This is a genomic window from Acinetobacter schindleri CIP 107287 (assembly GCF_000368625.1).
Taxonomy (GTDB): domain Bacteria; phylum Pseudomonadota; class Gammaproteobacteria; order Pseudomonadales; family Moraxellaceae; genus Acinetobacter; species Acinetobacter schindleri.
In genome coordinates this window covers 305,121-320,504 of record NZ_KB849575.1, presented here as the reverse complement: position 1 = coordinate 320,504, position 15,384 = coordinate 305,121, and the positions used below count along the sequence as shown (strand labels likewise).

The window sequence follows — 15,384 nt, the reverse complement described above, 5'->3', positions numbered from 1 at the left end:
CAGAAAATTTAGCTAGCAGAATGTCCTGCTTCCGCATCAATCCGACATTGCATCAGCGCAGTTTCAAAATTCAGCCAGTCACGTTCAGTCTGGTAAATAATCTCGACCCGGTTATCAATACCCTCTTCTGCTGACTGATAGTTAAACTGCTCCGGATTAAAGTTAAAGCTTTTCCAGCCCTGATTGGTATTAAAAATCCCTTTGATACGTAGCCAGTCCTGCTGTTCACAGAGCAAATCAATCAGATCATAAAAATCAAACTGCCAGCGTTTTGGCAACTTCCAGCCAGCCACTGCATAACCTTGTGCGGATTCCACATAATGATAAGGTAGCTGCTGGATTTTCACTGCAACCTCATCTGCACCAAGGGAACGCTGCTGTTTTAACAAGGGCTGAATCTGACGAACAGAACCGATATAGTCCTGCTTGAGCTGTTCAATATCAATCTGGCCATTTGCACTAAATAACCAGACCTGGTTATAAGCCTGGTACTCTTGCTGTAGCTGTTTCAAACTTTCCTGATCTTCTGCAGTCATTAAATCGGTATGCGACACAATGACAATATGGGCAGCCTTGAGCTGATCGGCATACAGGTTCTGGGTCGTCCAGACCTGATCATGCAAACGCGAACCATCGACGACAGTCATTAATGCCTGCATCTTCAGATGAGTCTGCCAGTGCGGTTCTGTGAGCTGTTCCAATAACTGCGCTGGATGCCCCAACCCGGTCGGCTCAATAAACAGTCGATCTGGCTTGGATTCGGATAATAATCGCGACAATGCCACCTGCATTGGCAACTGACTGCTACAGCATAAACAGCCACCCAATAGTTCTTTGACTGCGTAGCCTTCATGTTGTGGTAATAAGGCTTGATCCACGCCAATCTGACCAAACTCATTCATCAATACTGCCCAGACTTCATTTTCCGGCTTTTGACTGAGCAAATGCTTCAGTAGTGTGGTTTTTCCTGCCCCTAAAAAACCGGAAATAATATGCACGGGCACTGCAGATGAAGGAGAAAGGAGTTTCAAGGCGAGCTCACATAGCAATGAAAATGAGGAAATTGATACATTATAACAATGCCATTTGACTTGCAGGGAGTTAATTTACTGACGTAACTAGTAAGTTCCTCAAAACTTCAATTCTGTCAGTTTTTACCAATTTTCAGCGTAGGCAACCACTGACATAAGATTAAAATTTAGTCAATTATGAAATGTTTTAAAACATTTTAATTGATTTTTTGGGGTTAAATTTAACAAAAATAAAACATAACCCTGAGTTTTGTATACCGGACGTACACATTGTTCTATAGCTTCTGTTAAATCAATTGCGGTACGAATTTTCCGCCCCTAGCATAAGTCCCTGTTGTGTTGATGTGATGGTCAACACAATAAATGACTTGTGAATAAAACCTATAAGGATGCCAAACATGAACTATGCTCAAATTCTACTTGCAACTACACTCAGCGCAGCAGCGGCAACTAGCTTCGCAGCAACTAAAACCACAGATAGCAAAACAACATCTGAAGAAGAAAAAGTTGTCGTGAGCACTCAGGAGCTTCCTGAAACTCAAGCTGCAACTGCTCCGGCGACTGCAGAACAACCAGCTTCAGAAGCAGCTGCAGAACCTGCAACTAAAACACCAAAAGCATCATCTGCTCAATAAGGCAATTTTGCTTTTACCGATAATGAGTAGCCGTTCATTCGGGTACTCATAGCTCCTGTTGGGTAACTCTCCAGTGGATTTATACTCCATACTCTACAGGAACTTTAAATGGCTGATTGCAGACCTCTGCATTCAGCCATTTTTCTAAGCTCTTTTTACTTTCTATCATAATAAATGATAATTATTAAATCACTCCAGACTATGAGACATATTAATAAATTTTGTTATTTATCAATAATATGAATATTAAAATTGTTTTTTCACCATGCATTATAACTATGTAGCACCGACTATGGCATAGCTTGTTTAGACTTTGGATTTGGCCCTTAATCCACTTCATTGTGGACGGATTTAAGGAACCTTGCGATGAGCAATGCAAATTACACAACTGAAGTAGCCATTTTGGGTGCAGGTCCGGTAGGTCTGACGATTGCTAACTACCTGAGTAAACAGGGCGTACAGGTCACTGTAGTTGAACAGCTGGACAGCCTGATTGATTACCCTCGTGCAATTGGCATTGATGATGAATCATTGCGTACGATTCAATCATTAGGTCTGGTGGATCAGGTTCTTCCACATACCACACCCAACCATGCGATGCGTTTCCTGACTCCGAAAGGTCGCTGTTTTGCGGATATTCAACCATTGACGCGTGAGTTTGGCTTCTCTCGCCGTAACGCATTTATTCAGCCACAGGTAGACAATGTTCTACTGCAAGGTCTAAAAAAGTATAAGAAAACTGAAGTACTGTTCTCTCGTCACTTGACTCATTTCAGCCAAGATGCTGACGGCGTAACACTAAATGTTCAGAGCAAAGATGGTGGTTCGGAAGTTGTACGCGCGCAATACCTGATCACATGTGATGGCGGTAACTCTTATGTGCGTCGTACTTTAAATATTCCATTTGAGGGTGAAACTGCACCAAACCAGTGGATTGTGATCGATATTGACAATGACCCATTGGCAACCCCGCATATTTACCTGTGCTGTGACCCGGTGCGTTCTTATGTATCTGCTGCCCTGCCTCACGGTATCCGTCGTTTCGAATTCATGGTCATGCCAGGTGAAACGCAGGAAGAATTGAGCAAGCCAGAAAATATTGCCAAACTCTTGTCTAAAGTCCTGCCAAATACTGATGGTATTGAAGTGATCCGTCAGCGTGTTTATACCCATAATGCGCGTATTGCGGACAAATTCCGTGCCGACCGTATTCTGCTTGCCGGTGATGCTGCGCACATTATGCCTGTATGGCAAGGTCAAGGCTATAACAGCGGTATGCGTGATGCCTTTAACCTGGCCTGGAAAGTAGCACTAGTGGTACAAGGCAAAGCAGGCCCAGACTTACTGGACTCTTACCAGGTAGAACGTAAGGACCATGCCAAAGCGATGATCGATCTTTCAGTCATGGCAGGCCATGTGCTAGCGCCACCGAAAAAATGGCAAGGTTTTGTGCGTGACGGTATTGCCTATGCATTGAACTATATTAAGCCAATCAAACAGTACCTGCTGGAAATGCGCTTTAAACCAATGCCTAAATATCATGATGGTGCGTTACTGGCGAATGCTCAGAAAGACTCTCCAATCGGGAAAATGTTCATTCAGCCACAGGTCAAACTGGAATCTGGTGAAACAGTATTACTGGATGAAGTCATTGGTAATGACTTTGCTATCATTGCCTGGGGTGTAGATCCGAAATGGGGCTTAAGCAAGGAATCAATGCAGCAATGGAAAAAACTTGGCGTGAAGTTCATTCAGGTCATTCCTGCGGTTCAGCTGTCTAATCAACAGCGCAAGCAATATGAAGATGTTATTACCATTGGTGATATCGGCACTGATATCCGTACATGGTTTGGCAAGACCAAAGATTCTATCGTCATCCTGCGTCCAGACCGCTTCGTTGCTGCCCTTGCCATTCCTCAATCTATGGAAAGCACAAGCAAGGCGCTGTTCAACAAGCTCCATGTTAAATAATAATTGACCTGACTTAAAAAACCACGCTACGGCGTGGTTTTTTTATTTATGGATGACAATAAATAAGGTTTCAGCTAAGTACGGTATCGCTCAAACCATGGAATATCTTTGAGTGAATCACGGTACGCCATCTGCTGTAAAAAAGGCTTGAACTCCTCAAAAGGCGGTAATATTTCGGAGGAAATAGCAAAGATTAAACAATAAGCCACATATAAATCTGCAGCCGAACATTTTTCACCAAGTAAATATGGATTTGCTCTCTGTATTTCCTGCTTAAGGAAACTAAATACAGAATCTTCGTGACCAAAGCTCAGGCTTCTACGATTCTTTTCGATCTCTGTCTGAAGTACCTTGAGGTTTTTGATATCAATATATTCAGTAAAAGGGCCATGGCAGAAGAACATCCATTTCAGATAAGCTCCGCGCTTAGGGTCATCTAGTGCAGGCGCCAGACCTTTCTCCCGATATTTATCTGCCAGATAGACATAAATTGCTGCCATTTCTGAAATGACAATACCATCATCCACCAGACATGGAACCTTACCCATGGGATTAATCTGCTCATAAGCTGGCTGGTGCATCTCAGTATAAGCAATTTCAATCTGCTCAAGCTGATTTTCAATCTCCAGCTCTTTCAGCAAGGACAGCAAAGTCAGGCCGCGAGACTGCGGATTATTATATAAGGTCATCATAATCGTGAACCTATGCTTTATTTTATTCCCTGACTATAGCGTTATTTTAGAGTGAGATTAGTGAGGATATGCTACCAATCATTTCATCCTCATCTGTGTCGGTTTCCCTAGCCGATCCCTCTCCCTAAATTAAAATAAATCCAGGCAGAATTTTTCTTTTAACACTTTCAGGATCAGGTTAATCACTTCATGTTTCTGATCCTTGCGATAAGTCGCATACAAACCAATCATCGGGAGCGGCTCGATGGTCTTTTTCACCATAATATTTTCACCTAATAACGGAATGACATAAGCCGGTACTAAACTCCAGCCTACTCCCATACCGACCAGATTCACATTCAGCAAAATATTGGTGGAATGCTGTACCACATTGACCTTAATACCGGACTTCTTCAGAAATTCATGGATGATATTAAACAGCTGAGGTGAAGCCTGTTCATCACTGATCACGAAGTTACGTCCTGCAAAATTCTTGATACTTAAGGCAGGTATATCTCTTACATCGGAGTCGCGCGGTACGATCAAGGTTAATGGCTCATCAAAAATCTTGATCGATTCAAATTCTGCTGAAGGATCTGGATAGCGGGTAAAAGCGATATCAATTGTCCCCTGACGAAGCCATGAAAACTGTTCAGCATCGGTCAGGCTATGGAACTGGGCTTTTAAATCCGGAAAATGCGCACGGATATTCGGCATGATGTAAGGGAAAATTTTCATTTCTGCCACAGGTACAAAGCCAATATCCAAATGCTCTTTTTCCACTTCTGCGACTTGGCGAGCCAATTGGATCGCCCGTTCAGCATGTTCCAGACTCTGCAAAGCTTCTTTGAGAAATACCTCTCCTGCTTCGGTCAGCTCAACTTTACGGTTAGAACGTTCTAATAGCTTGACCCCAACTTCCTGTTCCAGATCTTTGATCTGCTGGCTAAGAGAAGGCTGCACTGTATTTAGCTTTTCCGCAGCACGAGTAAAGTTGAGTTCGCGTGCAACCATACAAAAATAACGTAAATGTCTAAGTTCCATGTTCTTATTCCTGTTATATCGCTATTTTTGTTCGTTTTTTGGATATGGTGTATCGATAGACCAGCAGAGTCAATATCACGATCATCGCACATAACATATATGTGGTTTCATACCCCCAATGCGCTATAAAAATACCCATCATTACAGACCCGACTGCTAAACCAAGATCAAACAAGGTAAAGAAGGTTGAGATGGCATGTCCCATACGCTGTTTCTCCACCGCCTGAATCGCCAGAGTTTGCAGGCATGGGAAAAGTGAACCATAGCCAATCCCAATAAAAACAGCAGAGAGCCACAACATCCATTGATTATTGACTAAAGTGACCAGCACCAGACCTAAGGCAAAAAAGATCAATGATGGATAGATCACGGCATCTGGACCTTTACTGTCATAGAACTTACCGACCCAAGGACGCACGAGCAACATGGACAACGCGAAGACAATAAAGAACAGGCTGACATAGGCCAACAGCTGCTTGGTTTCTGCAAAGACCGTAATAAAGCTGGTAATACTGGAATAAGCAAATGCAGTAAGTAGTGCTACAAAGCTCACAGCCAGGACTTTCGTTTCGATAATATCCTGCAAGCTTAATCGCGATTTTTCTGCAGTTTTTACTTTCGCTTGAGGCAGCTCTCGAATATTCAAGATTAAACTGAAGATCAATCCCAAACTGATCAGGACGGCGAGAATGCCAAACAGCATCTGAAAGCTGGTGAACTGAATCGTAGTCAAGGCAATCAGCGGACCAAATACTACGCCCAGATTGGTCGACATGACGAAATAGCCCATACCTTCCCCTTTACGCTGATCCGGAATAAAGTCATTGGCTACCGGTACGGTCACCGTAGTCAAAATACTGAACCAGATACCATGCAGAAAACGCACGATCAGTAATGAACTCATGCTATCAATCAGCAGATAACTAAAGGCAAACAGCGCAAATAGGAGTCCTGCCCCACGCATCGCCAGTTTCTTACCCAATTTCTCAATAATCAAACCTGAAAAAGGACGAATGGCAATAGAAGACACCAAAAATAAGGTCAGCGCCAAGCCCGCTTCTTTCACCGTTCCACCCAGATCCGTGGTGATGTAGATTGGCAAAATCGCGATCAGGGCAAAATAATAGGTAAATAGAAATAAATTATTCAGTACGCACAAAATAAATGAGCGATTCCATAAGGGAGCTGTCGTGCTAAACATAAAAACCAACTATATACAGAAAATTCTAAAATCAGGCCTGAGGTCTTGCAGGCTGTAGGTTCAGTGCAACCAGCGCGCGAATATAATTCTCATCCGGCATTTTGTTAAAAAAGATAATCTGGTAGTGAATCGGACCGTACAAACAGTCCAGCATCAATTCAAAATTATAGTCCGCACGGATTTCTCCACGCTCAATCGCTTGCTGGATCAAGCCGCGCATTTGTTCTCGACGCGGTAGCAGATACTGGGTAAAAAATTCCCCTGCAAGTTCACGATGATTAGCCATCACCACCAGTAATGCCCGTCCTACCGGATGATCTAGTGCCTGAGATAACCGTATTAATTGCTGTACCAGGTTATCTTCCAAAGACCTGGAAAAATCCAGATCAAAAATAGACGCGGTATGTGCTCTGAAGGTATCCAGAACCAGTTCAGACTTATGTTTCCACCAGCGGTAAATGGTGGACTTACCCACCCCCGCCCGTGCAGCGACATCTTCAATGGTGAGCTGATGATATTCATATTCAGTCAATGCTTCCGCCACCGCCTGCAAAATACATTTCTGACGACGTGAGCCTTTTTCTTCTAGTATCATATAATCCATTAAAAAACGAAACGATACGTATCGTTTCATAATAGATGATTTATAGGGTTATGACCAGTCCGTATGAAAAGCACAGGCCAAAAAAAGACCTCTAATTTGAGGTCTTTTTTCACTTTATAGAAATTAGCTGTGGGCTGTTTTCTTATAAATACTGCAAGAAGGATGATGATTTTCTTGCAGTCTAGCAATCTTACGCTGTTCAGCTGCTTCAAAACGGCAACGTTTCCAGTCATTATCAAGATTCAGTGGCGGAATATGTTGCGGTTTACCATTTTCATCGACTGCCACCATAGTAAAGTAGCAGCTGTTGGTATGACGCACAGTACGTTTCTGGATATTCTGCGCCTCTACACGGATCCCGATTTCCATCGAAGTACGGCCCACATGGTTCACACTCGCCAGGAAAGTCACCAGTTCACCCACGTGAATAGGTTCTTTAAAATTCACTTTATCCACGGACAGCGTAACCACATAACTGCCTGAATAGCGGCTCGCACAGGCATAAGCAACCTGATCCAGCAATTTCAGAATGGTACCACCGTGGACATTTCCTGAAAAATTCGCCATGTCTGGCGTCATAAGAACAGTCATTGTTAATTCTGACTGATCGTCTGAAGCTGGTGCAATTTGATCTAATGGGGCCATCGCTTTCTTTGAACTCTTTGAATGACAATGATATAAGCACATTATTATATCGTTTTTACTACTAATTAAATGTTCTATTCGGCAAAAAATCCATCATTATTATTTATATGAAAAATGATTTCATACAGAAATAAATATAATAGAAGCCGCTTGAATGATATTCCATCGAACCTGTATTTCAGAAAATCATTATTTCTTTATTATTTTCATGATGAATAATCTGTATATAGATGGAATTAAGAATTTATCCAGACTGTTTTCATAACTTCTCATAGATAAATTCTTCTACTCATCCTTTAGTCAGCACTGAGTCTTAACATTTCCTGAGCGACATTTTGATAACTCAATACTTGCTGACCGTCGAGCTGTGTTTCTACGGTATAAGTGCCATCCTGATGTGTAGCAGTCACTTTAAAGATGTATTGCTCGAACTGAGCCAGTTTGACCTGCTGCCCGACTTCAAGATTATTCATATGTCATCCTAGATTTGATCTTATCTGTTTTCATTAATTGCATTCTGACATGACTGATTGAATTTTCAAACAATTGATAAACTTAAGTATATAAATAACCATATAAGATTCTAAAAATATATACTTTAATAATATATTAATACTAGTAATTTATTTAAATTTCAGTGGCTTATATTTTTAAAGCTGATTATTTTTTATTAATATATACTTAATAACACTTAGCTCATATTTTCTATAGATTGATATTTTCTTATAAGTAATTCTTATTATTTTTTTGAATATACGAATTAAAAAACCCTCATTTATTACAAATAAGGGTTTTAATTGAATAGCTGCTTTAGAGATTATTTTTCACGGGCCAGTAATTGTGGAATCTGATGTCCTTTTGCATAATCATGTTTCTGATATACCTGTTCAATTTCAAGCAATTTCCCCCGTGCCGCTTCAATACCCGCTTCCATAGTCATAGTTCTGCCACGCACATCAAAAATATGTCCTTTCTCACGCAAGTCTGGCTGGATCACTACATCCGCATGTTTTAATTCTTCAAAGGCAAGCCGCTTCTGCATAATGTTGATATTCTGATTGAACAAGCCCCAGACATTGGTCGTTTCGGTATGAATTGGCTGCGCCAGAATATCGATGGCGATGACAATATCTGCACCCAGTTCACGAGCAACATCTACGGGTACCGGACTAACCAGACCGCCATCCACATATTCCTTTTCTTCAATCATGGTGGGAATGAACATACTTGGAATCGCGACCGATGCACGTACCGCCTGACCGGTATTGCCATAATTAAATACGACTTTTTTGCCTTCTTTCAGGTCTGTCGCCACCACAAACATGGGAATCTTCAGGTCCTGTAAAGGAACATTGTCTACCTGCAAATTGACATAGTCTTCGACTTTTTTGCCATCAAAGAAGCCTTTTAGATCGATTCTGAAATCACGAACATCATTGGCTTTCATGCTCAGCGCAATATTGCGCAGCTCAATCGCAGGTTTGCCACTGGCATAAATAGAACCAACAATACTGCCAGCACTGGTTCCCACAATCATGTCCGGCTGAATGCCTGCCTGCTCCAGTACCTCAATCGCGCCAATATGCGCATAACCACGAGCACCACCACTGCCTAAAACCAGCGCAACCACAGGACGCTGCTCGGTCATTTTAATCTTCAGAAAATCGATTTGATTCGGACGTGCTTGTGCTGTGCTGTACTGCATTTGCTTGGATTGAATACCTGCCTTCATTGCCACCATTCGCTGATCAGGCATGCTCTGACAGCCGTTCAAAAACAGTCCCAGCATGATGAAGCTCAACCCATAGTTCCGCATACAGCACTTATCCTCATTTTAATAGCTGCATAGTGTATAAACACCATGTTAAATTAACTGTTGAATTTCGTAAATTTGTCATACAGTTTGAATAACTTATAGCTATTTAAACCTGTATTACCATGCAGTCACCTACCCTTTATCAGATTTTTCTGACTTTCTTCAAGCTTGGATGTACCGCATTTGGCGGACCTGCTGCACATCTGGTATTTTTCCACCATAAGATGGTCGGTCAATTGAACTGGTTGAATGATGCCCAATATCAACAACTGGTGGCATTGGCCCAATTACTGCCAGGACCCAGTAGCAGTCAGGTCGGCATCGGCATCGGCTATATGCAACGAGGTTATAGCGGTGCCTTAATGGCCTGGCTAGGTTTTACTTTGCCATCTGCACTGTTAATGACTTTGGTTGCCGTGCTCGGACAGCGCTACTTTCATATTTTAAACTCACATAGCTTTCATGTGATCCAGCTTATTGTGTTTGCAGTGGTCAGCTGGGCATTCTGGCAAATGTTGCGTAGCTTCTGTAAATCCTGGTGGCAATATAGTCTAATGATCGCTGCCACAATCTTTCTGGCTGTCGTCCCACTCAGCTTTAACCAGATCCTGGTGATTCTACTGGCTGGCTTGATCAGTATTGCGATGAGCAAGTTTCAAAGTCAAGCACTGTTACAATCGACACCAGTGAAAAATGCCACTCTAGACACCCCCTATATTCAGAAAAATCATGCAGTTTACTGGTTTATCGCCTTTTTGCTACCCTTCATAAGTATCCCCCTTCTGGTTCAGTACCTGCACTGGTCTGAACTCGGTTTCTTTGCCGATTTCTATCGAACAGGTTCTCTGGTCTTTGGTGGTGGACATGTCATTTTACCCCTGCTTCATCAGGACTTTGTCAGCACCCAGCTGGTCAGTGCACAGGCTTTTGACCTAGGCTATGCTTTTGCCCAGTTGATGCCTGGTCCGCTGTTCAGTTTTGCTACTTATCTTGGTGCTTTATTGGACTGGACGGATCAGCTCTGGCTTAATGCACTACTGGCGACTATTGCTATCTTCCTGCCCTCATTCTTGCTGATTTTTGCAAGCTTACCTTACTGGTCCTGGCTGATGCAGCAAGCTGTGATCCGTCATGCAGTGGCAGGGATTAATGCAGCAGTGGTCGGACTGTTACTTTATCTGGTCCTGCAACTTGGACAAAGTTATCTGAAAGACTGGGAAGATGTGGTATTTGTAATCGTGATGATTTACCTGCTGCGGTCAAAACTTCCACTCTGGTTCAGCCTGATTGCAGGCTTCGCAGTCTATTATAGCTATCTCAGTTTTTTATAAACTGGATTAATAAAAAAGCCCCGAATGATTCGGGGCTTTTTCAATAGGGTTTTACCAGATATCGGATTTGACTTTGTCTTTAAACTTAGGATGTTGATCCAGTTTAAACACTGGCTCTTTCACCCCACGCTTTAACTGACCGGTATAATCTTTCAAAAGCATCAGGATAAATGGCATCAATAACAGAATCGCAATCAGGTTAATACTTGCCATCACGCCCATGAACAGATCTGCCATGTTCCAGATCAGTGGTACGCTGGCAATCGAACCGAAATACACCATGAACAGCACCAGAATACGGAAGATCATCATCACACCTGGATTGTTATTGATGAACTGCACATTCCCTTCTGCATAGGCATAGTTCCCGATAATGGAAGAGTATGCAAACAGGAATAGAATCAATGCCAGGAAGTCATCCCCCCAGGCACCGATCTGGCTTTCTAGTGCCATCTGGGTCAGGGTTACGCCTTCAAATCCGGCATTTTCATACAGTCCAGACACCAGAATAATGATCGCGGTACATGAACACACCACAAAGGTATCTACAAATACACCGAGCATCTGTACCAGGCCCTGATTCACCGGATGTTTTACATCCGACGCAGCAGCAGCATTCGGTGCAGAACCCATCCCTGCTTCATTGGAAAACAGGCCACGCTTGATACCCATCATCATCGCCATAGAAACCATGGCACCGAAGAAACCACCTGCAGCAGCTTCAAACTCAAACGCTTTAGTGAAGATCAGCTGGAAGATAGATGGCAGTATATCGTAATTGATCACAGCAATATAAAGCGCCACAATCAGATAGAGAAGGGCCATAAATGGCACAAAGCTTTCAGCAACTTTTGCAATCCGCTTGATGCCACCGAAAATGATCACCGCAGTGATCAAGACCAGAAATAGACCTAACCATGAAACTTCAAGGTCAAAACCACCCAATGGCAAGTTCAGATTCGCTTGATCCCAGCCCCAAGCATGTGAAGTTGCACCAATAATCGCATTGGCCTGCACCGCATTAAAGACAAAGCCGTACGTCAAAATCAGTGCGATAGCAAAGAGGATACCCAACCATTTCTGTTTCAGACCTTGCGTAATGTAATACGCTGGTCCACCACGGAACTGCTTGTTCTGGGTATCACGAATCTTGAACAGCTGTGCCAATGAAGATTCAACAAATGCCGAACTCATCCCCAGAAAAGCGGTAAACCACATCCAGAACACGGCACCTGGGCCACCAATGGCAATGGCAATCGCAACACCAGCAACATTACCCACACCTACACGGCTAGCCAAACCCGTTACAAAGGCCTGGAATGGCGTAATCCCATGCTCATCCTTGGTTTCATTCCGGCTGCGTTTCATGACTTTCATACTGTGCCAGAACAGACGAATCTGTACGGCCCCAGTCATGATGGTATACAGAATACCCACTGCCACCAGGAAGACGACCAGAAAATCCCAAAGTGGACCATTTAGGGCATTGACCCAACCCAGCAGGGTTTCATTGAGCTGTTCATTCATATTCAATCCTTTCTATCCGTCTTAGATTTATTGTTATGACTCTGCATATGTATCCTTACACAAAGAATTTCAGAATTACCTGAATCACAGTGGCATTGATCAAGTCTACGAAGAATGCACCACAGAGCGGTACAATCAGGAAGGCTTTATGTGATGCACCGTACATATTGGTAATGGCCTGCATGTTTGCAACTGCCGTCGGTGTTGCCCCCATACCGAAACCACAGTGACCTGCTGCCAGGACAGCCGCATCATAGTTTTTGCCCATGACACGGAAGGTTATAAATGCTGCGTACAGTGCCATGGTAATAGTCTGTGCACCGAGGATCACCATCAGTGGGCCCGCAAGGTCGGCTAATTGCCATAATTTCAGAGATAACAATGCCATTGCCAGATAAAGTGACAATGAAGCATTACCAAATACATCAATCGCGCGGTCAAAGACCTTAACCTTAAACACACCTTCAAGTACGTTACGCAGGATTACACCACCTGCCAGCGCCCAAACGAAGGTTGGCAGTTCAAATGCAGTACCTTTACTGAAACCGGTCATAAATTCTGCAAATGCCAGACAGCCTGCAAACAGACCTAGTGTAGTAATCGCATTATCTGCGGTAATCAGGCGTACGCGGTGTGGATATTCAAATGGAATGTATTCAGTTGAATTCACATCTAGCGGAGTATTATCACGTTTTTCAACCTGAGCCGCAGTACGTGGAGTGGCTAATTCATAGCGGTTAATCAGCATTTTCGCCAAAGGACCACCGATGATACCGCCAATGATCAGACCGAAAGTCGCACTGGCCATACCAATCACCAGGGCACCCTGGATACCATGTTGCGTTTCCATAATCTCGCCCCATGCACCTGCCGTACCGTGACCGCCAGTGAGTGTAATTGAACCTGCAATCAGACCAATCAGTGGATCAATACCCAACAGGCTAGCCAACGTCATACCGACAGTGTTCTGTACTATGATGAACACTGAAACTGCGATCAGGAAGATCACCAGACCAATACCACCTTCACGCAGCTTGGCAAAGTTTGCACTCAAACCAATCGATGCGAAGAAGATCAGCATAAAACTGGTCTGCAATTCTGCGCTTGTGGTAATACTGTAACCCCACAAGCTGTGGATGATCAGGGAGATAATCGCTGCAACCAGACCGCCTGCAACAGGCTCTGGAATGTTATAGCGCTTTAGAAAATCGATTTTATTGACCAGGAAACGACCGAGCAATAAGACAATCACTGCAGCAATCAAGGTATAAAATGCGTTAAAAGTAAAATCCATAATTATTTGCCCAAGATGATTCTGAATTTTTGTTGTTCTAAAAGTAATCTTTTGACTTAAGTTTAGTGGATGATGTCCACCTCCCTACCCTATATCAGTCAACACGGACAGTAATCTCTTTTAGAAAAACAAAACAATTCAGCACCTGATTCAAATTCGTTAATGCAATCTGGCAGATTGCATATAACCCTAAGACCATCTTAAAAATACAATGTGCGAAATCTTGAGGCTGTTAAACAGTCGGTTCTGCATCGAAAGATGAGATAAAAGCTTCATCATCCTGCAGGATCTCGAAGCACAATATTTTTAAATTCATTCCAAACCCACAGATACGCTACAGAAATACCGCGATAACCACAGTTTTTTATATTTACGATCCGTTCAGAATGTTTAGAATGAACCTTCAGATGAAAAGTCGGACATTATGCGGTGTCTTAATGCACTGTATTATTGTTTTTTATTAACAATAGCTCGACTTTTCATAAAAATAATTCATAAATAGATATTTTTTTGATCTATCTTTCCTTATTTTAAAGTTTTAACAATTCATTATAAATACCGCATATTTAATGGAGATTCATTGAAGCTTCGATCTATTTTATTAGGATTATTGTAGTCTATATTGCTTATACAACATTTTTATGAAAGTTTTATTTATCTTAATCACAAGATATTTAAGAAAAAATTAATTTATAGATAGCTAATATTGGATTTAGCCAAGAATAAGAGGTGCAGCTGCATGTTTTAGAGATATGAAGTATTGATTAATTCCTAAAAACCAATATTTTTAGTTTAACCTTTGCTTATGGATGAACTTACTTCATCGCATCAGCTACTATCATTTGTTTAGTTTATAGTCAGAACTTATCATCAAGGAAATAACAATTCATATGGATCAAACAATCGTCAATGCTGTGGATCAAACCATCACTTCCCGTCATTCAGTTCGTGCTTTTCTGAATACGCCTGTAGATCAAAATACCTTGAAAGATATTTTAACGGTTGCCAGTCGCGCACCTTCCGGTACCAATACCCAGCCCTGGAAAGTCTATGTACTTACAGGTAAAAAACGCGATGAACTGGTCGAGAAAGTATGTCAGGCACAAATGGAAATTTATCAGAATCCAAAACTGGCTGAGCAATATAAAGAAACTTTCTCTTATTATCCGGAACAATGGCTTTCACCTTTTATTGACCGTCGCCGTGAAAATGGCTGGGGACTGTATGGCTTGCTGAATATTCAGAAAGGCGAAAAAGAGAAAATGGCACGCCAGCAGTTGCGTAATTTCCAGCTGTTTGATGCCCCAGTAGGTTTATTTTTTACTGTACACAAATCATTAGGCATTGGCTCGAAAATGGATATTTCCATGATGATCCAGAACGTGATGCTGGCAGCTAAAGCACGTGGATTAGATACTTGCCCGCAGGCAGCCTGGAACCATTTTCATCCTATTGTGCTAGACGTGGTGGGCGCCCCCGAAGATGAAGAACTGGTCTGCGGCATAGCACTCGGCTATGCAGATCCGGAGGATATTGTAAATACTTTCATTACACCACGTGTGCCGGTTGAGGACTTTGCTGTCTTTTTAAATGACTAATCGCCTGAACTTGTAA

The 15,384-nt window shown here is 42.5% G+C and carries 14 protein-coding genes; 4 read left to right on the top strand and 10 right to left on the bottom strand.

Features of this window, described 5'->3' with window-relative positions; genetic code table 11:
* Nucleotides 1–8: 8 nt before the first annotated feature.
* On the bottom strand, nt 9–1,031 hold the full coding sequence (locus tag F955_RS04665) for a CobW family GTP-binding protein (protein WP_004891853.1): 1,023 nt from the start codon (nt 1,029–1,031) through the stop codon (nt 9–11).
* A gap of 398 nt (nt 1,032–1,429) precedes the next feature.
* Between F955_RS04665 and F955_RS04660 the strand changes: the two genes are divergently transcribed.
* Nucleotides 1,430–1,666 (top strand): hypothetical protein, encoded by a 237-nt coding sequence (locus tag F955_RS04660; RefSeq protein ID WP_004891850.1) that lies wholly within the window; start codon nt 1,430–1,432, stop codon nt 1,664–1,666.
* A 366-nt stretch (nt 1,667–2,032) separates the two neighbouring features.
* Nucleotides 2,033–3,637: a bifunctional 3-(3-hydroxy-phenyl)propionate/3-hydroxycinnamic acid hydroxylase gene (locus F955_RS04655; protein ID WP_004891847.1), complete on the top strand. Its 1,605-nt coding sequence runs from the start codon at nt 2,033–2,035 to the stop codon at nt 3,635–3,637.
* 74 nt (nt 3,638–3,711) lie between these two features.
* Here F955_RS04655 and F955_RS04650 read toward each other — a convergent pair whose 3' ends face one another.
* The 7 genes from F955_RS04650 to F955_RS04625 form a co-directional block, all read right to left on the bottom strand.
* A complete protein-coding gene (locus F955_RS04650; RefSeq protein WP_004891844.1) occupies nt 3,712–4,329 on the bottom strand; it encodes a glutathione S-transferase family protein in 618 nt (205 codons plus the stop codon).
* Nucleotides 4,330–4,458: 129 nt separating this feature from the next.
* On the bottom strand, nt 4,459–5,352 hold the full coding sequence (locus F955_RS04645) for a LysR substrate-binding domain-containing protein (protein WP_004891841.1): 894 nt from the start codon (nt 5,350–5,352) through the stop codon (nt 4,459–4,461).
* 13 nt (nt 5,353–5,365) lie between these two features.
* On the bottom strand, nt 5,366–6,553 hold the full coding sequence (locus F955_RS04640; RefSeq protein WP_004891838.1) for an MFS transporter: 1,188 nt from the start codon (nt 6,551–6,553) through the stop codon (nt 5,366–5,368).
* Nucleotides 6,554–6,584: 31 nt separating this feature from the next.
* Nucleotides 6,585–7,148: a TetR/AcrR family transcriptional regulator gene (locus tag F955_RS04635; protein ID WP_026056782.1), complete on the bottom strand. Its 564-nt coding sequence runs from the start codon at nt 7,146–7,148 to the stop codon at nt 6,585–6,587.
* A 132-nt stretch (nt 7,149–7,280) separates the two neighbouring features.
* Nucleotides 7,281–7,802: an acyl-CoA thioesterase gene (locus F955_RS04630; RefSeq protein WP_004814807.1), complete on the bottom strand. Its 522-nt coding sequence runs from the start codon at nt 7,800–7,802 to the stop codon at nt 7,281–7,283.
* A 296-nt stretch (nt 7,803–8,098) separates the two neighbouring features.
* Entirely contained in the window at nt 8,099–8,275 is a 177-nt protein-coding gene (locus F955_RS16700; protein ID WP_004814805.1) for a hypothetical protein, read from the bottom strand.
* A gap of 344 nt (nt 8,276–8,619) precedes the next feature.
* A complete protein-coding gene (locus tag F955_RS04625) occupies nt 8,620–9,618 on the bottom strand; it encodes a patatin-like phospholipase family protein (RefSeq protein ID WP_004891833.1) in 999 nt (332 codons plus the stop codon).
* A 122-nt stretch (nt 9,619–9,740) separates the two neighbouring features.
* Between F955_RS04625 and chrA the strand changes: the two genes are divergently transcribed.
* Nucleotides 9,741–10,949 (top strand): chromate efflux transporter, encoded by a 1,209-nt coding sequence (gene chrA / locus F955_RS04620; protein WP_004891830.1) that lies wholly within the window; start codon nt 9,741–9,743, stop codon nt 10,947–10,949.
* A gap of 51 nt (nt 10,950–11,000) precedes the next feature.
* On the opposite strand, the gene F955_RS04615 is transcribed toward chrA, so the two are convergent.
* Nucleotides 11,001–12,476, bottom strand: coding sequence for an alanine/glycine:cation symporter family protein (locus F955_RS04615; protein ID WP_004891827.1), 1,476 nt, complete (start codon nt 12,474–12,476; stop codon nt 11,001–11,003).
* 55 nt (nt 12,477–12,531) lie between these two features.
* Nucleotides 12,532–13,770 (bottom strand): sodium/glutamate symporter, encoded by a 1,239-nt coding sequence (gene gltS, locus F955_RS04610; RefSeq protein WP_004891824.1) that lies wholly within the window; start codon nt 13,768–13,770, stop codon nt 12,532–12,534.
* An 890-nt stretch (nt 13,771–14,660) separates the two neighbouring features.
* On the opposite strand from gltS, the gene F955_RS04605 reads away from it, so the two are divergent.
* A complete protein-coding gene (locus F955_RS04605) occupies nt 14,661–15,368 on the top strand; it encodes a nitroreductase (protein ID WP_004891821.1) in 708 nt (235 codons plus the stop codon).
* Nucleotides 15,369–15,384 lie beyond the last annotated feature (16 nt).

Excerpts from the sequence above, each read along its gene's own strand:
- F955_RS04605 (WP_004891821.1), top strand. The coding sequence starts at position 14,661 with ATGGATCAAACAATCGTCAATGCTGTGGATCAAACCATCACTTCCCGT.
- F955_RS04615 (WP_004891827.1), bottom strand. The coding sequence starts at position 12,476 with ATGAATGAACAGCTCAATGAAACCCTGCTGGGTTGGGTCAATGCCCTA.
- chrA (WP_004891830.1), top strand. The coding sequence starts at position 9,741 with ATGCAGTCACCTACCCTTTATCAGATTTTTCTGACTTTCTTCAAGCTT.
- F955_RS04635 (WP_026056782.1), bottom strand. The coding sequence starts at position 7,148 with ATGATACTAGAAGAAAAAGGCTCACGTCGTCAGAAATGTATTTTGCAG.
- F955_RS04640 (WP_004891838.1), bottom strand. The coding sequence starts at position 6,553 with ATGTTTAGCACGACAGCTCCCTTATGGAATCGCTCATTTATTTTGTGC.
- F955_RS04630 (WP_004814807.1), bottom strand. The coding sequence starts at position 7,802 with ATGGCCCCATTAGATCAAATTGCACCAGCTTCAGACGATCAGTCAGAA.
- F955_RS04625 (WP_004891833.1), bottom strand. The coding sequence starts at position 9,618 with ATGCGGAACTATGGGTTGAGCTTCATCATGCTGGGACTGTTTTTGAAC.
- gltS (WP_004891824.1), bottom strand. The coding sequence starts at position 13,770 with ATGGATTTTACTTTTAACGCATTTTATACCTTGATTGCTGCAGTGATT.
- F955_RS04655 (WP_004891847.1), top strand. The coding sequence starts at position 2,033 with ATGAGCAATGCAAATTACACAACTGAAGTAGCCATTTTGGGTGCAGGT.
- F955_RS16700 (WP_004814805.1), bottom strand. The coding sequence starts at position 8,275 with ATGAATAATCTTGAAGTCGGGCAGCAGGTCAAACTGGCTCAGTTCGAG.
- F955_RS04645 (WP_004891841.1), bottom strand. The coding sequence starts at position 5,352 with ATGGAACTTAGACATTTACGTTATTTTTGTATGGTTGCACGCGAACTC.
- F955_RS04660 (WP_004891850.1), top strand. The coding sequence starts at position 1,430 with ATGAACTATGCTCAAATTCTACTTGCAACTACACTCAGCGCAGCAGCG.
- F955_RS04650 (WP_004891844.1), bottom strand. The coding sequence starts at position 4,329 with ATGATGACCTTATATAATAATCCGCAGTCTCGCGGCCTGACTTTGCTG.